The organism is Kiritimatiellaceae bacterium (genome assembly GCA_013141415.1).
Lineage (GTDB): Bacteria > Verrucomicrobiota > Kiritimatiellia > Kiritimatiellales > Tichowtungiaceae > Tichowtungia.
Genome location: JABFQY010000003.1, coordinates 92,549 through 116,099, shown reverse-complemented (window position 1 = coordinate 116,099; position 23,551 = coordinate 92,549). Strand labels below are relative to the sequence as shown.

The 23,551-nt window shown below is 54.9% G+C and carries 20 protein-coding genes; 11 read left to right on the top strand and 9 right to left on the bottom strand.

The window, feature by feature from the left end; translation table 11 throughout:
- The first annotated feature begins 19 nt into the window (after nucleotides 1–19).
- Nucleotides 20–907, top strand: a complete 888-nt coding sequence (locus HOO88_04760) for a hypothetical protein (GenBank protein ID NOU36060.1) — start codon at nucleotides 20–22, stop codon at nucleotides 905–907.
- 98 nt (nucleotides 908–1,005) lie between these two features.
- On the opposite strand, the gene HOO88_04755 is transcribed toward HOO88_04760, so the two are convergent.
- Together HOO88_04755 and HOO88_04750 are read right to left on the bottom strand one after the other, a co-directional pair.
- Nucleotides 1,006–1,338 (bottom strand): hypothetical protein, encoded by a 333-nt coding sequence (locus HOO88_04755; protein NOU36059.1) that lies wholly within the window; start codon nucleotides 1,336–1,338, stop codon nucleotides 1,006–1,008.
- Entirely contained in the window at nucleotides 1,331–2,587 is a 1,257-nt protein-coding gene (locus HOO88_04750; GenBank protein NOU36058.1) for a M48 family metallopeptidase, read from the bottom strand. The genes HOO88_04755 and HOO88_04750 overlap by 8 nt, the downstream gene beginning before the upstream one ends.
- Nucleotides 2,588–2,753: 166 nt before the next feature.
- Between HOO88_04750 and leuC the strand changes: the two genes are divergently transcribed.
- The 4 genes from leuC to HOO88_04730 are packed head-to-tail and all read left to right on the top strand — an operon-like array spanning nucleotide 2,754 to nucleotide 6,383.
- On the top strand, nucleotides 2,754–4,154 hold the full coding sequence (leuC, locus tag HOO88_04745; GenBank protein NOU36057.1) for a 3-isopropylmalate dehydratase large subunit: 1,401 nt from the start codon (nucleotides 2,754–2,756) through the stop codon (nucleotides 4,152–4,154).
- A 2-nt stretch (nucleotides 4,155–4,156) separates the two neighbouring features.
- Entirely contained in the window at nucleotides 4,157–4,768 is a 612-nt protein-coding gene (gene leuD / locus HOO88_04740; GenBank protein ID NOU36056.1) for a 3-isopropylmalate dehydratase small subunit, read from the top strand.
- 23 nt (nucleotides 4,769–4,791) lie between these two features.
- Nucleotides 4,792–5,655, top strand: a complete 864-nt coding sequence (gene nadC / locus HOO88_04735) for a carboxylating nicotinate-nucleotide diphosphorylase (GenBank protein NOU36055.1) — start codon at nucleotides 4,792–4,794, stop codon at nucleotides 5,653–5,655.
- On the top strand, nucleotides 5,655–6,383 hold the full coding sequence (locus tag HOO88_04730) for a type III pantothenate kinase (protein NOU36054.1): 729 nt from the start codon (nucleotides 5,655–5,657) through the stop codon (nucleotides 6,381–6,383). The genes nadC and HOO88_04730 overlap by 1 nt, the downstream gene beginning before the upstream one ends.
- Here the strand turns inward: HOO88_04730 and HOO88_04725 are convergent.
- From HOO88_04725 to HOO88_04695, 7 genes are all read right to left on the bottom strand, one after another.
- On the bottom strand, nucleotides 6,376–9,432 hold the full coding sequence (locus tag HOO88_04725) for an efflux RND transporter permease subunit (GenBank protein NOU36053.1): 3,057 nt from the start codon (nucleotides 9,430–9,432) through the stop codon (nucleotides 6,376–6,378). The genes HOO88_04730 and HOO88_04725 overlap by 8 nt on opposite strands.
- A complete protein-coding gene (locus HOO88_04720; protein ID NOU36052.1) occupies nucleotides 9,429–10,598 on the bottom strand; it encodes a TolC family protein in 1,170 nt (389 codons plus the stop codon). The genes HOO88_04725 and HOO88_04720 overlap by 4 nt, the downstream gene beginning before the upstream one ends.
- Before the next feature lie 114 nt (nucleotides 10,599–10,712).
- Nucleotides 10,713–11,660: an iron ABC transporter permease gene (locus HOO88_04715; protein ID NOU36051.1), complete on the bottom strand. Its 948-nt coding sequence runs from the start codon at nucleotides 11,658–11,660 to the stop codon at nucleotides 10,713–10,715.
- Nucleotides 11,657–12,490, bottom strand: a complete 834-nt coding sequence (locus tag HOO88_04710; protein NOU36050.1) for an ABC transporter ATP-binding protein — start codon at nucleotides 12,488–12,490, stop codon at nucleotides 11,657–11,659. Before HOO88_04710 ends, HOO88_04715 begins: the two co-directional genes overlap by 4 nt.
- Entirely contained in the window at nucleotides 12,483–13,286 is an 804-nt protein-coding gene (locus tag HOO88_04705; protein ID NOU36049.1) for an ABC transporter substrate-binding protein, read from the bottom strand. The genes HOO88_04710 and HOO88_04705 overlap by 8 nt, the downstream gene beginning before the upstream one ends.
- A 5-nt stretch (nucleotides 13,287–13,291) precedes the next feature.
- The gene (locus tag HOO88_04700; protein NOU36048.1) at nucleotides 13,292–15,283 is read right to left on the bottom strand and encodes a TonB-dependent receptor; all 1,992 of its coding nucleotides are present in this window, start codon (nucleotides 15,281–15,283) and stop codon (nucleotides 13,292–13,294) included.
- A gap of 161 nt (nucleotides 15,284–15,444) precedes the next feature.
- A complete protein-coding gene (locus HOO88_04695; protein ID NOU36047.1) occupies nucleotides 15,445–16,674 on the bottom strand; it encodes a helix-turn-helix domain-containing protein in 1,230 nt (409 codons plus the stop codon).
- 152 nt (nucleotides 16,675–16,826) lie between these two features.
- Between HOO88_04695 and HOO88_04690 the strand changes: the two genes are divergently transcribed.
- From HOO88_04690 to HOO88_04665, 6 genes are all read left to right on the top strand, one after another.
- The gene (locus HOO88_04690; GenBank protein ID NOU36046.1) at nucleotides 16,827–17,453 is read left to right on the top strand and encodes a cobalamin-binding protein; all 627 of its coding nucleotides are present in this window, start codon (nucleotides 16,827–16,829) and stop codon (nucleotides 17,451–17,453) included.
- Nucleotides 17,454–17,511: 58 nt separating this feature from the next.
- The gene (locus HOO88_04685) at nucleotides 17,512–18,894 is read left to right on the top strand and encodes a methanol--corrinoid methyltransferase (protein ID NOU36045.1); all 1,383 of its coding nucleotides are present in this window, start codon (nucleotides 17,512–17,514) and stop codon (nucleotides 18,892–18,894) included.
- Nucleotides 18,878–19,792: a hypothetical protein gene (locus HOO88_04680; protein ID NOU36044.1), complete on the top strand. Its 915-nt coding sequence runs from the start codon at nucleotides 18,878–18,880 to the stop codon at nucleotides 19,790–19,792. The genes HOO88_04685 and HOO88_04680 overlap by 17 nt, the downstream gene beginning before the upstream one ends.
- Nucleotides 19,793–19,928: 136 nt before the next feature.
- Entirely contained in the window at nucleotides 19,929–20,990 is a 1,062-nt protein-coding gene (locus tag HOO88_04675) for a hypothetical protein (protein ID NOU36043.1), read from the top strand.
- Between the two features lie 48 nt (nucleotides 20,991–21,038).
- On the top strand, nucleotides 21,039–22,643 hold the full coding sequence (locus HOO88_04670; protein NOU36042.1) for a DUF4445 domain-containing protein: 1,605 nt from the start codon (nucleotides 21,039–21,041) through the stop codon (nucleotides 22,641–22,643).
- Complete coding sequence (locus tag HOO88_04665; GenBank protein ID NOU36041.1) at nucleotides 22,640–23,527, top strand: methionine synthase; 888 nt, start codon at nucleotides 22,640–22,642, stop codon at nucleotides 23,525–23,527. Before HOO88_04670 ends, HOO88_04665 begins: the two co-directional genes overlap by 4 nt.
- Nucleotides 23,528–23,551: the final 24 nt, after the last annotated feature.

Genomic DNA, 23,551 nt, shown 5'->3' with positions numbered 1-23,551 from the left:
GCCGGAGCTCAAAAAAAGCATGTCGCAGAAACTGCGGATGGATGGTCGCGACTATTCGCGGCCCGGCTGGTATTTCGTCACGTTGGGTGCCGACTATCACCGCCATTTTTTCGGAACGGTCAGAAAAGGAGAAATGCACCCCAATGCGCTCGGAAAGTTGGTTGAACGGTTCTGGGGCGAGATTCCGCAACACTACTCCCATATCCGGCTCGGGGCCTGGCAGCTCATGCCGAACCACTTCCATGGGATTGTGCGCATTCTCCGGCCCGGCGGAGCCGGGCTGGGCGAGGTGCTCAACCTCTTTAAAGGCTCGGTCACCCGCGAAGCGCGCCGTGCCGGCCTCGTGCAACCGGTAATCTCTCACCATGGTGAGAAAGAACAGAAAGTGCCCGGCAAAGTGTGGGCCCCTAATTATTACGATGTGATCTGCTTTGATGCCGAAGAGCTGGCCGTTCGCGAAAATTATGTGCGGGCCAATCCGCGCCGCTGGGCGCTGCGCGATGTTCCTCAGGGCTGGGTAAAGCAGAGCCGCTTTAAAGGCAATCAGGCGTTGCTCAACGATTCCGGTCCGCGCCGTGCTCTGCGCGTCTCGCGGCGTGCGTCTGAAGCGGAGGTGATTGCATTGCAAAACGAACTGGCTACCTTCGACGGACTGGTTTGCAGCACCTTCTTTTCGCCCGGCGAACGCGACTGCCTGAAAACCCTGCTAACCGCCTCCGCCTGCATCATCTGGGTGCAACCGATGGCTATGCCCGAACAGATTCCTGTGGACTGGACAAATGCCTTTCTCGAAAACCGCGCGCTCTGGCTATCCGCATTTCCCGACGATCAGCCGGACGCCACCCGCGAAAGCTGTCAGCTCGCCAACCGCTGGGTTGAACAATTCTGCCAATCTGCCCGAAAATGAACGTACTGAAGGGATACCATCTTTCGCCATCCAAAGTTCGGATGGCCTGTCACGGTTGATCTTGATCTTCCTGACGATATGCAGCAGTTGCTGACCACTTACAGATCGTTTTGATCATTTCTTTTGCAAATGAGGCTCAGGAGTCGATGATAAAGCCACACGGTAATAGCTGTGCCTATAAGAATTACAATATATATAGTAAAAGGTGGTGGTGGATCGCGAAGCACATTACTCAAAGTGCGAATATCAACATTCGACCTTTGAATCTCATCGATAATCCCTCGAAGGTTCTTTTCTTCTATCACTTTCTCACGCATCAGGCCTGAGAGAAAATGCATGAGAAAATCCAAGCCGGTTGACAGCAACGCAATAATGCTTACCGCAATAAATTTCTGCCATCTTGACGTCACGCATTTATTTCTCTTAGTCATTGCCGTTCCTTTGGTTTGTGCAAAATACCCTTAAAGCTTTAATCCGTTCGAGGACGGGCGGGTGGGAGTATTCGAGGAAGACCTTGAGCGGGTGGGGCGTGAGGTTGGAGAGGTTGTCGACGGAGAGTTTTTTGAGCGCGGCGATCAGCGCGGACGGTTCGCCGGTGGTTTCAGCGGCGAAGGCGTCGGCTTCGTATTCGTGTTTGCGCGAGAGAATGTTGCCGAGCAGTCCGAGGATCATGCTGATCGGCGCATAGAGGAAGCCGAAGAAGATGAAGCCGGCGTAGAGCGGCGTCCCTTCGATGCCGAACGCGGCGTAGAGTCCCTGTTTGGTGATGAAGAGCGAGAGGATGAAGAGCATCAGCAGTGACGACGCCAGCGAGATGACGATTCCTTTTTTGATGTGGCCGAGTTTGCAGTGTCCGATTTCGTGCGCCAGCACGCCGACCAGTTCGCCGACGGTATGTTTTTCGATCAGCGTGTCGAAGAGAGCGATCCGTTTGGTTTTGCCGAAGCCGGTGAAATAGGCGTTGGATTTGGTGGAGCGCTTCGAGCCGTCGATTTTGAAGATGCCGCTGAGTTTATATTTTTGGGCGGCGGCGAACTCTTCGATTTTTGTGCGCAGTTCGCTGTCTTCCAGCGGGGTGAATTTATTGAAGAGCGGCAGGATGACGACCGGCGCGATGAACATGATGAAAAGCTGGATAACCGCCAGCGCGCCCCAAGCCCAGAGCCAGGCGTTGGCGATGGCACTGAAAATCCAGAGGATGAGCGCAAAGACCGGCGCGCCGAGCAGGACGGTGAGCATCAGCCCTTTGAGTATATCGACGACGAAGGTTTTCGGGGTGGTTTTGTTGAAGCCGTATTTTTCCTCGATGACGAAGGTGTCGTAGATGCTGAACGGAATGCCGATCAGCTGGCCAAGCAGTACAAGGATTCCACCGAAGACGAGTCCCTGGACGATCATGTTAGCGGAAGCGGTCTGGGCGATGCCGTTAATCCAGCCGAAGCCGCCGAGCAGAATGAAGGCAATGGTCAGTGGAAGCATGATAGCGGCCTGAATCTGGCCGAAGCGGGTGTTTTCGCGGAGGTAGCGCTGGGACTTGGCGTATTTCTCCGCGTCGTAAATTCCCTGAAATTCTGCCGGTATTTCCGTGGAGACGTTCCGGACGTTGAGCGTTTCGACGATCAGGTCGAGGAGCCAGTTAAAAATCAGCAGGGCTAAGATAAAGATCAGATATGCGTTCATAATGCCGCGCAGGATAGATGGAGAATCCGGCCGCAAAAAGCACAAAAGGGCTCAAAATAGAAAGAGTTGCCCGCAGAATAGTTTTTGTGTTTTTTGTGGCTGAAATGACGAACAACTGATGTCTTTTGCTTGAAGGGACGGGGTGGGGAAGTTACCCTGCACCGCTATGAGTAAAACACTGTTTGACAAGATTTGGGATGCGCACGTCGTCAAGGAGCTGGGTAACGGCGAAGTGCTGCTGTACATCGACCGCCATCTGGTGCACGAAGTGACCAGTCCGCAGGCCTTTGAAGGTCTCCGTCTGGCCGGCCGCAAGGTACGCTGTCCGGAACGGACGTTCGCCACGATGGACCACAACGTGCCGACGGACGAAAACCGGATGAACATTACCGATCCGATCGCCAAGGCGCAGGTTGATGCGCTGACGGAAAACGCGGCAACGACCGGCGTAACTCTTTTCCCGCTCGGCGATGACCGGCAGGGCGTCATTCATATTATCGGCCCGGAGCAGGGCATTGTTCTCCCCGGCATGACGGTAGTTTGCGGCGACTCGCATACGGCGACGCACGGCGCGTTCGGCTCGATCGCGTTCGGCATCGGCACTTCCGAAGTGGAGCATGTGCTGGCGACTCAGACGCTGCGGCAGAAAAAGCCGAAAAATTATAAAGTCGAATTTACCGGCAAACTGCAAAAGGGCGTAACGGCCAAAGACATGGTGCTGAAACTCATCGGTATTATCGGCACGGCGGGCGGCACCGGCTGCGCGTTTGAATTTTGCGGCGAAGCCATCCGCGCGCTGTCGATGGAAGGCCGCCTGACGATCTGCAACATGGCGATTGAAGGCGGCGCACGCGCCGGTTTGGTTGCGCCGGATCAGGTGACGTTTGATTACATCGCTGCCGGAAACCGCCATTACGCTCCGAAAGGCGAAGCGCTGACGAAGGCCATCGCCGAGTGGAAGAAGCTGACTACCGACGACGGTGCAAAATTTGATCATGTGCTGACGATTGACGTGAGCGATCTGGCTCCGCAGGTAACCTGGGGAACCAGCCCCGGCATGGTGACCGACGTGACCGGAAAAGTTCCGGCGCTGGATGCCGTTTCGGAATATAGTCCGGCCGACGTAAAAGCCGCGCTGAATTACATGGGGCTTGAGTCCGGTATGAAAATGACCGACATCCAAATCGACACCGTTTTTATCGGCAGTTGTACCAACGGTCGTCTGGAAGACCTGCGCGAAGCCGCCGCCGTGATCAAAGGCAAAAAAGTTGCCAAGGGCTTACGCGTATTGGTGGTTCCCGGTTCCGAAGCAGTGCGCTATGCCGCCGAGAAAGAGCGGCTCGACCGCGTCTTTGTCGAGGCCGGTGCCGAATGGCGCTATGCCGGTTGCAGTATGTGTCTGGCGATGAATCCCGATAAGCTGAAGGACAAGGAGCGTTGTGCTTCGACCTCCAACCGTAATTTTGAAGGCCGTCAGGGCAAAGGCGGACGGACTCATCTGGTCAGTCCGGCGATGGCAGCCGCGGCCGCTGTGGCAGGTCACTTTGTAGATATTCGGGAGTTTTAATCATGGAAAAATTTAAGACATTTACGGGTGTGGTCGCCGGTGTGGACCGCGCGAACATTGATACGGACGCGATCATTCCCAAGGAATATCTGAAGTCCATCAAACGGACCGGCTTCGGCGCGGCGCTTTTCTCCGACTGGCGCTACAACAACGACGGTTCGGATAATCCGTCGTTTGTGCTGAACAAGCCAGAAACCGCAGGTGCACAGGTATTGATTGCGCGCAACAACTTCGGTTGCGGATCGAGCCGCGAACACGCCGTCTGGGCGGTTCAGCAATACGGCTTCAAAGTGGTGATCGCACCGAGTGAAGGTGACACGCCGGCTTTCGCCGACATTTTCCGCGGCAACTGTGGAAAGAACGGACTGCTGACCATTGAGATGACTTCCGCGCAGGTGGAAGAAATTTTCCAAACCTTGGAAAAGGAGCCGGGCGTAAAAGCCACGGTCGATCTGGATGCACAGACCGTGACCATCCATGCGGCGGGTGACGATATGGTTTATCCGTTCAATGCCGATCCGGTGCTCCGGAACAAGCTCCTAAATGGTCTGGACGACATCGCTCAGACACTCCAGTATGCCGCCGATATTACGGCGTACGAAGCGCGGCACTGAAACCGGTGTGATTGGAGAAGAATATGAAGATCCCTGATATTCTCTCGTTCTCTGACGTTAAACAGCGGATTCGTGAAGCGCTGGCTGAAGATCTCGGCTCTGGCAAACTCGATGCCACCACGTTCGCGCTGGTGCCGAAAGGTGAAAAAGCTAAAGCCCATCTCGTCGCCCGCGAAAAAGGGATTCTGGCCGGCGGCTCCGTCGCCGCTGAGGTTTTTCGTCAGTTGGATTCATCCGTCAAAGTCGTCCAGAAAAAGAAGGACGGCGCGGAAATTAAGCCGGGCGATATTGTGCTGACGATTTGCGGTTCCGCCCGCGCCATGCTGGTGGCCGAACGGACGGCGCTCAATTTTATCCAGCGCATGACCGGCATCGCGACGATAACCCGTCGCTATGTCGAAGAAGCCGGTAATCCGGATGTGCTGATTCTCGATACGCGCAAAACCACGCCGACTCTGCGGACGTTTGAAAAATATGCCGTCGTCTGCGGCGGCGGCACCAACCACCGCTACGGACTTTTTGATCGTGTGCTGATTAAAGATAATCACCTCGCTCACTGGACACGCGTAGGTGGTACTCTCGCTGAAGCCGTCACGGAGGCACGGAAAAAACATCCAGAACTGCTGGTCGAAGTGGAAGTGGATACTGTTGAGCAGTTGAAAGAAGTTCTGACTGCCAAGCCGGACTGGGTGCTTCTCGATAACATGCCGCCGACGGTACTGCGAAAATGCGTTAAACTGTGCGCCGGTATTTGTAAAACGGAAGCCTCTGGCGGTGTGAATCTGAAAACGATCCGCGCCATCGCCCAGACCGGCGTCGACGCCATATCGGTCGGCGCACTGACTCATTCGGCGCCGTCCGCCGATCTCGCATTGGACTTCGTCTGATGACAGCCAAACCAGCAGTACTCGTTATTGATATCGGCAACACCAGCACGTCGCTGGCGGTGGCACACGGCCTAAAACTCTCATTGGTTCAGCGTACGCCGTCGTCAACGCCAGCGCTAAACCTGCGCGCAGTTCCGAAGCGGGCCGTGATTGCTTCCGTAAAACCCGGCGTCAATAAACGCTGGGAAAAGTTTTTAAAACAACAGGGCGTCGCTGAAATCCTTTGGGTGAATCATACCGTCAATCTCGGTGTGCCGGTTTCATACCCGAAGCCTGAAACGATCGGCGCCGACCGGCTGGCCAATGCCTGTGAAGCCGTTGCTGATTACGGTACGCCGGTTGTTGTCTGCGACTTCGGCACGGCGCTGACTTTCGACATCATCAAAAAGAAAGAGGGCTACGTTGGCGGCATTATCTGTCCCGGACTGCCGCTGATGTTTGACTATCTTGCCGAAAAAACGGCACTGCTTCCGCACATCAAGCCGGTCAAAACCACGCATGTCATCGGCAAAAGTACCGAAGAAGCGATGCGGATCGGCGCACATCTAGGCTATCTCGGCATGGTGAAAGAAATTTTAGCGCAACTCCGGAAAGAACTGGGACGCGGCACAAAAGTCTGCGCCACCGGCGGCTTCGCTAGATGGGTCTTTGAAGGCTGGGATCATCCGGTGCCGGTCGATCCGCAACTGACGCTCAAGGGTCTTGCCCGCATCGCAATGCTCAACTGATATCGGGATAGTGTTTGGTTTTCTCGAACCGAGCCATGATGAAGTAGGCGCACGGGACGACGAGCAGGGTGAATAGGGTCGAAACGAAAACGCCGCCGATAATCGCCAGCGCCATCGGCTGGCGGGTTTCCGAGCCGACTCCAATACCGAGCGCAATCGGAAAGGCCGCAGCGATCGTCGCGGCGGATGTCATCAGAATCGGTCGCAGGCGGATCGGCGCCGCTTTCACAATAGCTTCTTTGAGCGGCATATCTTCCGCGCGTTTCCGGTTCATGAACTCGACCAGCAGAATTGAATTTTTCTTCACCACGCCCATCAAAAGAATGATGCCGATGGCACTGTAGAGGTTCAGCGACTGGTTGGTGTACCACAGCGTGACCAGCGCGCCGGTGATACTGAACGGCAGAGCCAGCAGGACGGTGAACGGATGGATAAAGCTGTTGAACTGTGCCGCCAGCACCATGTAGGCGACGACAATACCCAGCAGGAAGGCGATCCAGAGTCCGCTGCCGGACTCGCTGAATGTTTTGGCGCCGCCCTCCAGATTAAATGTATAGCCGGGCGGCAGAATTTCCTTTGAGATTTTTTCTGCCTGCTCCAGCGCGGTGGCTTGTGAAGCGCCGGGTGCCAGATTGGCGGTCACCGAAATGGCTCGCTGGCGGTTGACCCGGCTGATGCTTTGCAGGGTCGTCGCGTTTTCCAGCCGCACCACGTCGCCCAGCGGAATCAGTTCGCCGTATGAATTACGAACGGTCAGCGCCTTGATGTCTTCTGCGCTCAGCCGGTCTTCAGGTGTTAGCCGCAGACGGATGTCATACCGGCGTCCGTCGCGGGTGAATTTTCCCTGCCGGATTCCGCCCATGGCGGCGTTGACGGTTTTTCCGATATCTTCCATCGTAACGCCTCGCGCGGCGGCGGCCTGCCGGTCAGGAAAAATTCTAACTTCCGGCATGCCGGTGCGAAACGTGTTGTCCAAATCGACGACGAGGCCGGTTTTATCCAGCCGGTCCATGATTTTTTTGACGGAAGATTCGAGTACAGCATAGTCGGGGCCGTTGATGTTGAATTCGACGGCCTGACTGCGCCGTGCGGTAAGCCCGCGCGCCGACATGTCCTGGAATGAAATTTTCAGTCCTTTGATACCGGAAAGATCTTTGCGGAATTCATTCATCAGTTCGGCTTGAGATTTTTTCCGCTGATCTTTCTCGACCAGCGTGAGCCCCATGCTCGCCTGATTCGGCGTACTGTTGCCGATCGATGTGTATGAACGCAGAATTTCAGGACGTTTTTTAAAGTAAGCTTCCACGTCCTGTACCCGTGTGTCGGTCAAAGCCAGCGATGACCCGACCGGAGCCCGGAGTGTGACCGCGATATAGGACTGATCCTGCGCCGGTACAAATTCACGGCGAAGAGTTTTCCCGAGTTGCAGCGAATAAGCAAAAACCGCCAGCGCGCCGATCAATACAAGCCAGCGTAATTTCAGCACGACGGGAAGCATCCGGCCATAGATGCGGTTAAGCCAGCCGAACACCGCACCGGAACTCCGTTCCAGCCAGCCGGTTTTTTTGCGGTGCGACATCATCATCGAGAGGCGCATCGGCGTGAGTGTGATCGCCTCCAGCAGTGACAGCAGAACGGCCGCTGTCATCGTTACGCCGAACTGGAAGAAGAACCGTCCGATCACGCCGGACATAAATGCCACCGGCAGAAAGATGGCGACGACGGCGGCGGTCGTGGCGATGGCCGCAAAGATAATTTCACGCGATCCGTCCTGTGCCGCCGTGACTTTGTCTTTGCCCATTTCAAAATGGCGGACAATGTTTTCCAGCACCATGATCGAATCGTCCACCACGATACCGATAGCCAACGCCAGGCCCAGTAGGGTGAATGTATTAAGCGTGAACCCGGAAAAATAGAGAACGGTAAACGTGCCGATGATGGACGTCGGAATGGAGAGGATAATATTGAATCCTGAACTTAGCGTTCCGAGAAATAGGAAACAGATCAGCGCCGTCAAAATGGCGGCGGTGATCAACTCGTGTTCGGTGGCTTTGACCGCCTGCTCAACCGGACGGGTCAGATCGACATTGACCTGAAGTTTCATACCGGCTGGCAGCGACTGCTGGAGCTCAGCCATCCGCACTTTCACCAGCCGGCCGACTTCAACTTCGTTCGCGCCGCGCTGTTTGCTGATTCCGATGGACAGACCCGGCTCGCCGGAAATCCGTACCAGACGGCGCACGTCGCTCAGTCCGTCTTCGATCCGGGCGACATCCTTCAATACGATGACGGCATCTTGAATGACCTGTCCGCCGCGGTGCGTGATGGGAATATTGGCAACCTGCTCAACCGTCAGGCCTTCTCCCATCATCCGGAGATTCATTTCGGTCTTGGAGTTTTCAATGTATCCGGCCGCCAGTTCGGTGTGCTCCTGCTCAATCGCCTGCTTGAGATCAAGAATAGTCAGCTCGTACTGTTTTAATTTTTCGGTATCCACCCAAAGGCGCAGGTTGCGTTCGCCGAATCCGGAAAGGGCGACTTCGCCGACACCGGGAATGACCTGAAGCTGATCGAGCAAAAACGTTTCGACGTAATCCACCAGTTCGCGCGGCGATTGCGTTCCCGACACTCCAAGCCGGAGAATCGGTTCTCCCTCGGTCGAATTTTTTTGAACGATCGGCGGGTTCACATTCAGCGGCAGGCGCAGTTCCGCCAGCGCGCCCTGAACTTCCTGCAGGGCGGCGTCAATGTCACGGCTGAGCTCAAATTCCAGCTCGACCGTGGCCGATCCCTGCCGGATGGTTGAGCGAATTTCTTTCAGTCCGTCCACAGAGATTACGAGTTCCTCGATCTTATCCACCAGTTCGGATTCCATGATCTCCGGCGCGGCGCCTTCCCAAGAAACGCGGATTCCAAGAATCGGAAAATCAATGTCCGGCATCTGGCTGACGCCCATCCGGTTTACGCTGATGGCGCCGAAAACAATCAGTCCGAACATCAGCATCCAGGCAAAAACCGGGCGGCGTATGGAAAGATCGGAAAGCGTCATGGCGACACCTTTCCGGCGGCAACATGGAGATGAATCATGTCGGCGCGCAGTTGATTCGCCAACGCCGCTTCACGGCGGCGCAATGCCCAGTACTGAACTGTAGCGGTGAGAACGTCGAGATTGCTCACGCGGCCCAGTTCATAATCTTTCTGAAGGAGCGCCAGCGTGTCGGATGATACGCTGATTGCCGCCTGCAACTCCGACCACTGTTTCAGTTCGTAGAAAAGCGATTGATAAGCCTGTCGGACGTCTCGTTCCGAAGAGCGCTGAAGTTCCGCCAGTCTCAGTTCGCTGATCCGGAGCTGCTGTCCGGCTTCGGCAATACGCGCAACACGTCTGCCTTTGTCGAACAGTGGAATTTCGAGACTCAGAACAATGTCCCATTCGCTTTGAGAATCCGGATCGCGGTAGAGATAACCGTTACCGTCGAGCGTCACCTTGGGTTTGCGGTCGGCCTTGGCCGCGTCCATATCGAGTCGCGACGCTTCCACCGTGGCTGCGCCCGACTTGATGTCGGCCCGGTCTGCCGCCGCCACAAGATACTTATCCACCTCGCCGATGGCGGGCAGGGGCGTTTCGTCAACCACCTGAAGACTGGACGACGGCTGACCGGTCATAAACGCCAGCAGTTCCAGCGACGCGGCGCACGACTGATTCAGTTGTTCCATTGTAATCCGTACTTCGGCCATCTGACTGGATGTCGTCAGCAGGTCGGACTGTTTGGATCGCCCGAGCTTAATCCGGCGTTCCAGTTCTTCGGATCGGCTTTCCAAAGCTTTGAGCTGTTCCTGCGCGGCTTCCCGCTGATTTTGAAACGACCGGATCTGGTAGAAAACATCGGCGACATCTTCATAGAGCAGCAGACGCGCCCGTTCCGAATCATGGGAGCGGGCCAGACTGTCCGCCAGTCTGGCGTCGGCGGTGCGCGCATTGCGGAAACCGTCGAATACCGTCCAAGTTGCGCCGACACCGGCCCGGCGGGTATCACTATCAGGATTCCACTTGGCGTCGCCCTTGGCGCTGACTTCCGGCCACATCGCGCCGATCGCCTGCCGGTAGCGGGCTTCTGCCGCGCGCCATTCCGCTGCATTGATCTGAAGCGACTCACTTTTTGCCAGCGCCAGTTCGTATGCCGTGGTGAGATTCACCTCTGCTGCTTGTGACACTGGAACCATGAACAGCAGACACGCGACAGTCAAAAATAGTTTCTTATTCGGAAGCCGATTCATGCGCGCCAGCATCCCACAGTCGGCGGAGGATGTTCAATTACCAATGTGCGATTATGCCTTCCGCAGGAGCAGCCAGAGGAAGAACGGGCCGCCGAGCAGCGAGGTGATGAGTCCGGCGGGCATTTCGACCGGAGCGAGCAGGGTGCGCGCCAGTCCGTCGCAGATAACCAGAAACGCGCCGCCGAGCAGAATGACCGCCGGAAAAAGTTTCCGGTGGTCGGAGCCGATCAGCTGGCGTCCGATGTGCGGAACCATCAGTCCGACAAAGGCGATCGGCCCGCAAAAAGCAACGGCGGCACCGGTCATCAGCGACGCGGAGAAGAACAGCAGTTTTTTGGTGCGATCCACATTTACGCCGCGCGCACCGGCCAGTTCCTCGCCGATCAGCAGCAGATTCATCTCGCGGGTTAACAAACCGGCAATGATCAGTCCGATGGCAGTAAAGACTGCCAGATTGATTGGCGTGGTGAAGCCGACGACAGAAAAGCCGCCCATCAGCCAGCGGATCATGCGGAAAGTTTCGCCGGGGTCGCTGAAATATTGCATCAGCAGAATCAGGCTGGAGAAGAAAAGATTTACCGCCACACCGGCCAGCAATAGCGTAGCGGAGGAAAATCCGCTTTTGATCCGCGCCAGTCCGTAAACCAGCAGTACCGTTCCCAGCGCGCCAAAAAATCCGGCGATAGAAGCTCCGGCAACGCCGGCAAAAAGCAGCGGCGCGCCGAAACGCATCCAGACGGTGGCACCGAGTGCCGCGCCGCCGGAAACGCCGAGCGTATCCGGTGTCGCCAGCGGATTACGGAAGAGCGCCTGAAAAATCATACCGCTGGATGCCAGCGCGATACCGGCCAGAAACGCTGTCAGGACGCGCGGAATTCGAAGCTTCATCAGAATTTCGCGGCCCATTGGATCGTGCAGAACATCAGTGCTTCCAATCAGTGGAAACACCAGGAGTGACACCAATGCCAGCAGAGTCAAAATAGTAAATTTTATTTTCATAACGTAGACGCGACGCCCTCGTCGCGTTTTTGCCGTTCTTGAGGACGCGACGGGGGCGTCGCGTCTACGATAGATTCCGAAGCAGGAGCAAGAGTTTCTTTGCGGACGAAGGCGGTTTCGAAAAGCGTTTCAAGCGGCGCGGGCTGAATCAGTTCCTGCGGCGTACCGGTGAAAAGCGTCCGACCGTCTTTCAGAGCGACAATGCGGTCACTCCAGTGCGCGGCGCTATTGAGGTCGTGGTTGACGGCCAGAATGGTGGCGCCGCACTCAACGTTTATTTTTTTGAGCAGCGTCATCACTTCGGATTGATGCCGCCAGTCGAGAAAGGTGGCCGGTTCGTCGAGCAGCATGACCGGCGTTTCCTGCGCCAGCGCGGCGGCGATGTACACTTTTTGTCGTTCGCCGCCGGAGAGTGTGCGGAGCGTCCGGCTTCTGAACTGCGCCGTGCCGGTAATATCCAGTGCCCGTTCGACCGCGTCTTCGTCCGGCTTCCGTGCCGGAGAAAGTGCGGAAAGGTATGGGTAGCGGCCCATCATGACGAAGTCGTAAACCGTCAGCGGAAATTCCAGATCGTGCGTTTGCGGCACATAGCTGACCTGCCGGGCCAGCGCACGGCTGTCATAACTGCGGCACTCGATTCCGCCGACTTTTGCCGAGCCTTTGTATGAATACATGCCGAGCAGACAGCGCAGCAGTGTGGTTTTGCCCGCGCCGTTCGGGCCGATGACTGAAACGTATTCGCCTGCGCCGATGCCGAACGAAACGGCTTTCAGAATCGGCGCGCCATTCAGTTCCAGCGCAAGGTTTTCAATCTGGATGGCGTTATTCATGAATGGCTTTGATAAAATCCTGAAGGAGCAGAACAAAACGCGGCCCCGGAATCGAGGCGTAATCGTTGGTAATCACGACGGCGCGATAAGGCTTCCAGTCACTGGCGGTGAAATGTCCGGGGTTAGGAAGAATATCGATGACGACATCGGGGCGCAGTGTCGCCAAACCTTCCGGTGAAATCTCCGGATATTTGGCGGCGGATTCTCCGCAGGCGTTGATGCCGCCGGCGCGTTCGATCAGCTCGTCGTAGAAAGTTCCCTTACCGGCGACATACATCCGGCTGAGGCTTTCATCGTGTCCGACGCAAACGAGAACCCGGGGTTTCCGGTCGCCAGAAGAAACCGTAAGCCGCAACGCAGTTGCTTCCAGAGATTGGAATAGCTGCTGCGCTTCGGCTTCCGCGCCGCAGGCTTTGCCGATGGTGAGGATGGACTGCATGATTTCGCTGATGTGTTCGTGCGCCACGCCGAAAAACGGGATGTCGAGCGCTTTGAGCTGCGCGGCGATATCCTTTTGTGTTTCAAGTCCGATCACCAGATCGGGTTGCAGAGCAACGATCATTTCAAAGTTCGGATCGTACGTTCCGCCGACGGACGGTTTCTGTTTGGCTTCCGGCGGGTAAACCGCGTAGTGACTGACACCGACCACCGAGTTGCTCAAACCGAGCGCGTAGAGAATCTCGGTGGTGTTAGGAGCCATCGCCACAATGCGCAACCCCTGATGAGAACTTTGTACACGCCGCTCTCCGCACCCCGCAAGGAGCAGGGCGGCAGCGAGCAACGCTATGCATTTCATGGCCATTAGAATTTCACATTAAGCCCGGCTTTATAGGTTCGCTCCGGCGCAGGATAATAGCCCCAGCTATATGCAAGGAAGTTGTATTTGGTTGCGAAGATATTGTCCACTCCGGCGAAAACTTTGGTCTCGAATTTTTTGATCGGCAGTTTGTATTCAAGCAGTGAGTCGAAGATGGTGTAGTCCGACAGCGTTCCGGCTGAGTTAGAATTATCGCCGGATGGATACATGCTGCTGACATAGCTCATGTGCGTGTTGAGGGTCAGTGCGCCGGTCAGGAACAGCGCGAGGTTAACGTCGAGTTTGTTCTGCGGAACCCACGGAATTTCGTTTCCGTTGTTCACGCCGGCGGTGAATTCGGACTGAAGCCAGGTGTAATATCCGTCGATGGCAAAGGCTTCGTTCTTATAACCGGCGTGCAGCTCGACGCCACGGTGGGTGGTTTTGTCGAGGTTTTCATTCTTGCCTGCGCCCCAGGCGATTTCGTCCTTCATATCAGTTTGAAATGCGGTTGCCTGCAACACAACGTTCGAGACCGGTGTTACTTCGACGCCAGTTTCATAGTTGATGCCGGTTTCCGGTCTGAGGTCTTTATTGAAGGCATCGCCCCAGCCTGAATAAATCGCCTGTTCGTCGATAAAGGGATAGCGGTAGGTGCTTTTGACACCAGTAAACAGTTTCAACGTATCGGTCGGCATCCAATTAAGCGCCGTCTGCCAGGCTTTTTTGGTGTGGGTTATTGAGTCATCGTATTGCGTAACACCAGCGCCGTTTTCGTGGTGGGCATTGACTTTGTTCTGTTCGAGACGTGCGCCGCCGCTCAAAAGAAGCTTGTCGGTTAAGCTGAGGGTGTCGGCAATATATCCGCCGATCAGATCTTTGGTGACCTTCGTATCGGTGGCCAGCACTGTACGGCTAAGATCGTTATATTTTTTTGTGACAAGTGTTTCCCGTGCAAGATCACTGCCGAGGATAAACTCATTATCCATGTTGGCAACCGGCGTCAGCAGAGTGACTTTTGGCGAGAGGGTATAGCTGTTGATTTTGTAATCGTAGTAGGAAGCCGGCCAATAGGAAGGCATATCTGCCTGCAGGTCTTTTCTGGACATGCCGCCGTCTAAATCAAAAATCAACTCATCTGTCGGCACGACTTTAACGCCGGTGTTGAAAGTGTAGTAGGTTTCGTCGGCTTCATCGGCCAAATTCGCGGCCTGCCGCCGGTTTTGCTGAACTTGTGCCAACGAAAGTGCGCCCGGCAGTTCATGCCGCTCTTTTACGACGGAACCTTCGGCGTAAGCCGAGACCTGTTCGTTGATGGCGCCGCTCAGCCGTAGACTGCCGGAGGATGTGTCGTAGGCTGAGCGGTTACGGTAGCCGTCGCCGGACTGGTGTCCGGCGGTTGCAACATATCCGAGTCCGTCCAGTTTTCCGGAGGTGACCACATTTTGATCAAACGCTCCGTAACTTCCTGCCGACGCTTGAAGCGAAGTTTCCGGAATATCTGCGCCGTCGCGGGTGATAATATTAATGACACCGCCGACGGCGTGGTCGCCATAAAGAACTGAGTTTGGACCGCGAACCACTTCGATGCGCTCAACCGCCTGCATTGGAATTTGAGCCCAGTTAATAACCGCCATGTCCGGACGATTCAGTTTGCGCCCGTTGACAAGCACCAGTACTTTGCCGTGCGGATTGTCCCCGCCGAATCCGCGAATATCGACAGCGGCCTGCGACGGATTGTCGGCATAGTTACGGAAAAAGATTCCGGCCTTTTTCTCTAAGGCTTCGGGAACGGAAGTGTAATGCCCGTCGGCAATATCCTGCGCTGTGACGACCGACGGATTACCTGGCACATTGCGTACGTCGCTGGCGCTACGGGTTGCTGTGATGACAATACGTTCTGCGTCTGTGACGGTATTGGTGGTTTCGGCAAAGGTGCCGGTGAATAGTGCGCCGCTCAACGCGGCGGTAAGTATCCGTTTTTTCATCATTCCCATTTCTGCCTCTTACGCGAAGGCGGGTTCAGGTTACGGCAGAAAGGCGGTGTTCCGGCTTTAACGGTTGCGCGACAGCGGCCGGTTCTCACGGCACTTTCCCTGCGCTTCCTGCATCAGGGGCGCAAGGTAGGCGGAAGTGCATTTGCGGTCAAGCCTGTGGTTCACGAATTTTGTTCGCCGGATTTTCCGGTTAGGTAAAGTCGGCGGTAGCGGGCGGGTGTTATGCCCATCCATTTACGGAACTGCTTGATGAAGTAGCTCTGGTCGCCGAACCCGGTTTCATAGGCGATATCGGTACAGTTCAGGTCGCTCTGCTCGAGAAGCCGCTGCGCTTCCTGAACGCGCAACTGGTGAACATGTTGCAGCACCGTTTTTCCGGTCACTTCCTTGACCAGATGGGCAACGCGGAATGTGCTGAGACCGATTTCTTTTGAGAGATTCTCAAGCGTGACCGTTTCGTGAAAGTTATCACCCAGGTAGTTGAGAATTCGCGCGACGGTTTCATTCGCTTTGCTGTGACCTTGCAGATAAATGTTACGCATAAAGTCATCGAGTGCATCCGCAACGACATTGGACAGTTTTTCAAAATCCGGTGCGTCAATGATCTCGGTCATCCAGACATGGTTTTTCTCGATCAACGAGCTCATGTGCGGGCTGTCTTCGAGCGCGCTGCGCACCAGATAGCCCATCATTTCGATGACATGAGCTTTGATCAGCCGGATGTCGGCGGTGTGCGAAAAGAGGGCGCCGAGCGTTTTATTCAGTTCCCTCCGCGCTCCTTTCTGATCGCCGGCCTTCATTAGTGACAGCAAAGTGCGCTCTTCGTCGATCAACGTGCGATCTTTAGGGCCCAGTTTGCGGCGGTGGATTTCTTCGGCAATCTGCCGCTGTCTTAAGGCTTTTTTCCGGTTTTCACTGAGCAGAAGCATGTCCCAGTCCAGCTCACAGCAGGTGAGTGCGAAAAGAAACCCGGCGGCTTTTTGCGGTTGTTCCCGGTCAGTCCAGACCGGCAGATTTTTAACATATTGTTCGGCAGCTTTGCGGTTGCAGCCTGAGGTGGTCAGGTGGTTGACTGTTTCCAGCTGGTCATGCGGGTCAGCTTCGATCATGACTGCTCCGCCAAGCAGTCCGCCGAGGATTTCGGTTTCTCTGACGACAGGAATAATCCAGCTGATGACGTTGGGGAGCAGGAAGAAAATATATGGCTCACCCCAGCGGACAGCTTCTGCAAGTCCATAGCTGCGCGCATTGACCAGTGCGGGCAGATTGGTGATCGCATCCTTACAGTCATCGCACACTCCCGAAGGGGATACTTCCAGAACATCGAGCGGGTAAGAGCTGTGGTAGCTTTTCCGGATGCGTTTCAAAGTGGTTGCGGACAAGATCGGCATATAAAAAATCCTCAAATTACAGCTGTCTAGGCCGTCTTTATAAAAAAACAAAACCGCTCCAGCAATATCATTATGTATTTTTTGTGATCACCCTATTTTATTCAGGCATTTCAGTTACTCTGGAGGCATTCTTAAAACCAAAGGAGAGACCCATGGCCAGAAATGAAGAACTGTTTAATTCGATTATGAAGGGCAAACGCAAGGACGTAGCGGTACTGGTTCAGGCTGAAGTAAACGCCGGTGCGAATGTCGGTTCGATTCTGATGGATTCAATGATTCCGGCGATGCGGGAAATCGGCGCACGGTTCAGTCGTAATGAAGTTTATGTTCCGGAAATGCTGATTGCCGCCCGCGCCATGCAGGCCGGTCTGGATATTGTTGATCCGCTTCTCTCGAAGAGCGGACATGAACCGCTAGGCCGGGTTGCTATCGGTACAGTCAAAGGCGACCTGCATGACATTGGTAAAAATCTGGTAGCCATGATGGTGAAGGGTGCCGGATATGAAGTGATGGATATTGGCGTGGATTGCGATGTGGCCAAGTATGAAGAGGCGGTTGGCAATGGCGTTCAGGTCATCATGCTCAGCGCCCTGCTGACAACGACGATGCCCTACATGAAGGAAGTCGTCTCTCACTTTAAAGCCAAAGGTTCGAAAGTGAAAATTCTCATCGGCGGCGCTCCGGTAACTCAGGAATATGCCGATGAAATCGGTGCGGACGGCTACTCAAGCGATGCGAATCAGGCTGTTGCTTCGGTGGAAAAAGCACTGGCCAAGTAATTAAAAATTAATGTTAAGCACCCCGCTATCACGGGGTGCTTTTATATGAGGTGAAATTATGAGTAAAGCCATAGCCATAGATTCCTTAAATAGTTTTGTTTACGGGCGCTGCCCAAAGCCGGTCAAAACGAAGCGAGGGGTAGAAATCGGGACCGGAATTGTATTTCCGGAGGTCAATTTCACACTGCCTGCCATGAACATTAATAATGATACCTGGCCGCAGGTTGTTGCTCATTACACGGAAATGGTCGACGATGTGATTCATCGTTCCGTTGAACTGGAAGTTCCGCAGTTGCAGATCGAATTTGAAACGCTTCCGGACATGACTCTCAATCCGGCATGGGGATTGGAGATTAATCGCCTGCTGGCCGATAAGCTGATCGCGGCGCAGGAAAAGTATGGAATAAAAACCGCTCTCCGGTTTACGCCGAACGACATTCGGGAATTTTCACGTCCGCCAATCATGCGCAGTGGAATTCATTGGGAACACATGCTCGAAGTATTCGATAAAGCCGGCGAAGCCGGAGCCGACTTCCTCTCCATCGAATCGACCGGCGGAAAAGAACTGAATGACGAAGCATTGATTAATGCCGATCTTCCCGGCGTGGTTTTCGCGCTGGGCGTGCTGGGTTGCCGCGATATGGAATTTTTGTGGAAACACATGGTGGCCGCCTGCAAAAAGAACGGCGTCATTCCGGCGGGCGACAGCGCCTGCGGGTTCGGAAATACCGCCATGGTGCTGGCGGACAAAAAAATGATTCCGAAGATTTTTGCCGCCGTGGTACGCGTCGCCACCGTTCCGCGTACGTTGATTGCAGTCGAGCAGGGAGCGGTCGGTCCGTGCAAAGACTGCGCCTATGAAGGTGTCTATATCAAAGCCATCACCGGAACTCCGATTGCACTCGAAGGTAAATCGGCGGCTTGCGCTCATTTGAGTCCAATCGGCAACATTGCCGCCGCCGTTTGCGACTGCTGGTCGAACGAGTCGGTACAGAACGTTCAGCTGCTCAGCGGCAAAGCTCCGATGGTTTCCGCCGAACAGCTCGCCTACGACTGCCGCTTGATGAATGTTGCATCGCGCCGCTCACCTGAAGACGCACTGCGTCTGCGCGACTGGCTGGTTGAATCCGATGCGCCGCTTGATCCGCAGGCTTATGTCCTTCATCCGGAAGTTGTACTGCGCATCTCCAAAAAGATTGTACAGGGCAATACGGCCTACGACCGAACCCGCATCGCCGTGCAGGCCGCGCTCGAAGAACTCCGCAAGGGAGCCGATGACAAATCATATCGTCTGGATAAACGCGAAGAGAGCTGGCTCGATATGATGGAAATGGCGATTGAAGATGATATTCCGGAAACCGAAGAGGCCATGATCGCGAAGATGGCTCCGCTGGTTGATGCAACAAAATGCAGTCTGATCGAATATGGAATCGACGCGTAAAGCACAGGCGCTTCCATGTCACTTGATTGCCGGATCGCTGGGAGTCGGAAAAACTACAGCGATCCGACGGTTTGTTGCGCAGTCATCGCAATTCACAGCGGTCATCGTCAATGATTTCGGTAAAACCGGCTACGACGCTTCCTTCATTGCTGAAGCAGGCGGTTCGGCCAAATTGAGCGTGGAAAATGTACCTGGCGGTTGTCTCTGCTGTACATCGGTCGCACAACTGCTGCCTGCGCTTAAAATTCTTTGCGCTCGGCCTGAGGTTGAACGGATTATCATCGAACCGAGCGGGATCGCGCTGATTGATCCGCTTCTGGAAATGCTTCACGATGCCGCGCCGAAGTGTGGCTTCGAAGTTGCGCCGGTCATTGTGCTGTTTGACCCGGCGAAGGCCCGACCGGCCAGCCTGAAACTGATTCCGTACTGGAACCGGCTGGCTGACTGCGCCGATATTATTGTCGCCAACCGCTGCGACCTTGCGCCGCCGGAAGCGGTCGAACAATTTTTCCAATGTATGGAACAGTGGAAGCCGGCGAAACTTAAAGTGATTAAAACGTCACACGGCGAACTGCCGCCGGAACTTTTTGAACTGCGTGGACATATAATTTCTCCGCCGGAACATTCTCATCATCATGCAAATATCCCGCTGGCCGGAACATTTTGCGCAGACGGCACGTTTCAGCTCGCTGAACTTCTCGTGCTGCTTGAAGCGACAGCACATCAGCTGGATCGCTTTAAAGGAGTGTTTCAGACCGATCAGGGCTGGCAGCGTCTGGAGATTGCCGGCGGACACGTCAATGCGGTTCCGACTGCCGCTACTGCACGTTCCGCCGCCGAATGGATTGGCGCGGATGACCGGTTTTCCCGACGGATTAATTCCTGTCTGGTTCGTTAAGCAAAATAGTTACATTAATAACCGTTAATAGCGCTATTTGTGTGAGTTGTCGGCAATATCGTCATATAAATTACCGGCACTTCCTATCTGTCACTTCTGCTTTGTATTAGGTTTCGATCATACAGAAAGGAACTCCATGCAAAGACAATTTTATCTCAATCTGGCAGAATGCGGCCTTCGACTCCCGATCGGAACCCATTTGGTTCTTCACACGAAGGCAGATCATGGAACCATTATTCATCATGGTGACCAGCTCGGTGCCGTGATGGTTGAAGCCGCGCACTACTATAAAAGTCCGCTGGCGATTCCGCTGATGGATCTGACGTTGGAAAAGGATGCGATCCTGGCGATTCTCGGCGTACCGGCCGAAGAGCGTGAAAAATTTCACTTTGAAAATCTGCCGGAAAGCGACGCCGTTGAAAAAGTCTGCACCGCGCCATTTATGATTCCGCGCATGAAGGCCACCTGCGACGCGGTGCGCTACGTGGCGGAGCGTGAAAAACAGGATGGAATCATTGCGCTGGGCATGGGAATTGGTCCGTTTTCGCTGATGACCAAAATGCTGAGCGACCCGATCACGCCGGTTTTCATGGCAGGCACCGGCCTGACCGCTGAAGAAGAAGATGATGTGGCGATGCTGGAATGTGTGATGGAGCTTTCGACGCAGATCATTCTCCGCTACCTGACGGAGCAGGCCAAGGCTGGTGCAAAAGCCATTATCGTCTGTGAGCCAGCAGCCAATCTGGTCTTTTTTTCTCCCAACCAGCTGGCCGAAGGGTCCGATGTGTTTGAGCGTTTTGTGATGGAGCCGAATCTAAAAATCAAAGCGCGGCTCGATGAGTTGGGCGTGGATTTAATCTTCCACGACTGCGGCGAACTGACCGACGGCATGGTCAAATCGTTCAACCGGCTGAAGCCGGTCATGCTCAGCCTGGGCTGTTCCCGCACACTCTGGGAAGACGCCACGCTGGTTTCAAAAGACATCGTGCTCTATGGCAACCTGCCGTCTAAGAAGTTTTATTCCGACGAAGCCGTCAGCGTTGCCGACATTGAGCGCATGACCCGCGAATTGATCACGAATATGAAAAAAGCCGGGCATCCCTTCATTATGGGCACCGAATGTGATGTGCTGAGTGTGCCCGGTCATGAAGAGATCATTAAGCGCAAGGTGGACGCTATGATGTCATGCGGTGTATAATCTGTTGCCATGTCAGTCCGCTTTAGTTCAAACGAATGCAGTGCTGCGGTGAAAAACCGCAGCGGAGTTTTTTTGTCTGAACTGGCGGCAGAAGCCGGGTTTCCTCTCAACATGCAGTGCGGCGGGCAGGGAGCCTGCAAAGGATGCTTTGTAGAGCTTGGGGCGGGGCGCTATCGCATTAGCGAAAAAGAGATAACCGTGGCACACGGGCAGACTCTTGAAGCGCGGGCCTGCAAAACAACTGTTCTCTGTGACTCGGCACGAATCAAGATACCCAAGCGCTCGCTGCTTAAAATCGGCGCGTGCTCTTCCGCTGATTTTTACGCCACACGAAAAAACCTGTTTCATGGTTCAGAAACCCGCGCCGGAGAACTGGGCATTGCAGTGGACATCGGCACGACCACGGTTGCCGCGATTCTCGTTGAACTTTCAACCGGCAGGATTCTGGCGCGCGAGTCGGCCTATAACCGGCAGATCGAACTGGCCGACAATATCGCCTCGCGCATCGCTCTTTGCTGTGAAGATACGAATCTGAAAAAACTTCAGCGACTGATCGTCAGCGAGACGCTTATTCCGATGTTTGGAAAACTGGCCGCCCAAAGTTCCCAATCATTAAACCGGGTGACCAAAATCGTTTTTTCCGGCAACACGGTGATGAGTCATTTGGCGCTCGGTCTTTCGGCGCTGAGTATCGGTACAATTCCATTTGAGCCGTTGACTAAAGTTTTCAGCGAGCACGCCGCACCGGAAATCGGCCTGACCAATTGTCAGAACGCCCGCGTTCGCACCGTGCCCGCCATCGCCGGATATGTCGGCGGCGATATTGTTTCCGATCTCTACATCGCAGAACTATCCAATGACCGGCTGGAACTGATCGTGGACATCGGCACCAACGGCGAAATTGTTTTAAACGATCACGGAAAGCTGATAGCCACAGCGACCGCCGCCGGCCCGGCCTTCGAAGGTGCGGGTCTGCTGCACGGCTGTCGCGCCGATACCGGTGTGATTGAAAAAATTGTCTGCCAGCCGGACGATTCGATTGAAGTCGAAACAATTGGCGGAACCCCGGCGACCGGTCTATGCGGCAGCGCGGCGGTTGATTTTATCGCATCGGCGCTGCAAACGGGATTGCTGAACAGTATGGGCCGGTTCGATCTGGACCGTCTGCGCGCCGCCGGACGCCTAGTGCAACTGGATTGCCATGGAATGAACGTCAACGCCTGCCGGATTACAGACGCGCCGGATATTCTGATTACGGAGTTTGATGTCTCACAGATTTTGAAAGCCAAAGCCGCAGTGTATGCCGGAATCCGAACATTGATCGAGCGCAGCGGGCACCGAATGAGCGACGTAGAGCGGCTGGTGCTGGCGGGCGGTTTTGCTGCGCACCTGCGGATTCAAAATGCCATAACCATCGGCCTGCTTCCGGAAATTCCGCTCGAAAAATATGATGTAATCGGCAACGGCTCGCTGGCCGGTGCCTATGCCGCACTCGGTGCGGGCGGCGTCTGGGAAGAACTGCACCGGATTGCGAAACTGCCCGGCGCCTGCCATCTGGCGGAAACCAATGAATTTGAAAACCGATTTATTGATGCGCTGGCACTTCCGAATCTTGATCCGGATGAATTCCCTAAAACCATGGAGCAGTTATGAAAATTGTTGATGCAGTAAAAAACGGACAGGTACTGATATCAGACGGTGCGTGGGGAACGTTCCTGCAGAAGAAAGGACTCAAACCGGGGGAGTGTCCCGAACTTTGGAATATCACGCGACCCGATGATGTGCGAGCCATCGCACAGAGCTACATCGATTCCGGCGCAGATATGGTGGAAAGCAACACATTCGGAGGAAGCCGTTTTAAACTGGCGCATTACGGTCTGGCAGAGCGCACGGTGGAAATTAACGAGGCGGGGGCGCGGCTTTCGCGCGAAGCGGCCGGTGCCGACCATTGGGTGATCGCTTCGATCGGCCCGACGGGCAAGATGCTGGTGATGGAAGAAGTAACCGAAGACGAACTCTACAGTTCCTTCAAGGAGCAGGTGATTGCATTGGCAAAGGGCGGGGCGGATGCCATTTGTATTGAAACCATGAGTGACATCGAAGAGGCGGCAATCGCGGTCAGGGCGGTTAAAGAAAATTCCGTCTGTGAAGCAATCATCACGTTCACATTTACTCAGACGGTGAACGGTGATTACCGCACCATGATGGGTGTTTCTCCCGAACAGGCGGCAGAGGCCATGCTGGATGCCGGCGCGGATATTATCGGCACTAATTGCGGCAACGGGATCGAACGCATGATCGACATTGTTAAAGTGATGCGCGGCGCGGCACCTGAAACCCCGATTCTGGTTCACGCCAATGCCGGTCTGCCCAGAAATATTAACGGTGTCGATACGTTCCCGGAAACTCCGGAAATGATGGCGGCGCAGGTTTCCGGATTGATCGAGGCGGGCGCAAACATCATCGGCGGATGCTGCGGCACAACACCGGAACACATCAGAGCGATTAAGCAGGTAATCTTCAGAGAACGTAACTAATGAACATTAGTTCAAACTACCGGG

Bases quoted from the DNA above. Each gene is read 5' to 3' on its own strand.
- HOO88_04675 (NOU36043.1), top strand. From the start codon at position 19,929: ATGCAAAGACAATTTTATCTCAATCTGGCAGAATGCGGCCTTCGACTC.
- HOO88_04725 (NOU36053.1), bottom strand. From the start codon at position 9,432: ATGACGCTTTCCGATCTTTCCATACGCCGCCCGGTTTTTGCCTGGATG.
- leuC (NOU36057.1), top strand. From the start codon at position 2,754: ATGAGTAAAACACTGTTTGACAAGATTTGGGATGCGCACGTCGTCAAG.
- HOO88_04690 (NOU36046.1), top strand. From the start codon at position 16,827: ATGGCCAGAAATGAAGAACTGTTTAATTCGATTATGAAGGGCAAACGC.
- leuD (NOU36056.1), top strand. From the start codon at position 4,157: ATGGAAAAATTTAAGACATTTACGGGTGTGGTCGCCGGTGTGGACCGC.
- HOO88_04685 (NOU36045.1), top strand. From the start codon at position 17,512: ATGAGTAAAGCCATAGCCATAGATTCCTTAAATAGTTTTGTTTACGGG.
- HOO88_04710 (NOU36050.1), bottom strand. From the start codon at position 12,490: ATGAATAACGCCATCCAGATTGAAAACCTTGCGCTGGAACTGAATGGC.
- HOO88_04705 (NOU36049.1), bottom strand. From the start codon at position 13,286: ATGAAATGCATAGCGTTGCTCGCTGCCGCCCTGCTCCTTGCGGGGTGC.
- HOO88_04760 (NOU36060.1), top strand. From the start codon at position 20: ATGTCGCAGAAACTGCGGATGGATGGTCGCGACTATTCGCGGCCCGGC.
- HOO88_04695 (NOU36047.1), bottom strand. From the start codon at position 16,674: ATGCCGATCTTGTCCGCAACCACTTTGAAACGCATCCGGAAAAGCTAC.
- HOO88_04755 (NOU36059.1), bottom strand. From the start codon at position 1,338: ATGACTAAGAGAAATAAATGCGTGACGTCAAGATGGCAGAAATTTATT.
- HOO88_04665 (NOU36041.1), top strand. From the start codon at position 22,640: ATGAAAATTGTTGATGCAGTAAAAAACGGACAGGTACTGATATCAGAC.
- HOO88_04715 (NOU36051.1), bottom strand. From the start codon at position 11,660: ATGAAAATAAAATTTACTATTTTGACTCTGCTGGCATTGGTGTCACTC.
- HOO88_04750 (NOU36058.1), bottom strand. From the start codon at position 2,587: ATGAACGCATATCTGATCTTTATCTTAGCCCTGCTGATTTTTAACTGG.
- nadC (NOU36055.1), top strand. From the start codon at position 4,792: ATGAAGATCCCTGATATTCTCTCGTTCTCTGACGTTAAACAGCGGATT.
- HOO88_04730 (NOU36054.1), top strand. From the start codon at position 5,655: ATGACAGCCAAACCAGCAGTACTCGTTATTGATATCGGCAACACCAGC.
- HOO88_04680 (NOU36044.1), top strand. From the start codon at position 18,878: ATGGAATCGACGCGTAAAGCACAGGCGCTTCCATGTCACTTGATTGCC.
- HOO88_04700 (NOU36048.1), bottom strand. From the start codon at position 15,283: ATGGGAATGATGAAAAAACGGATACTTACCGCCGCGTTGAGCGGCGCA.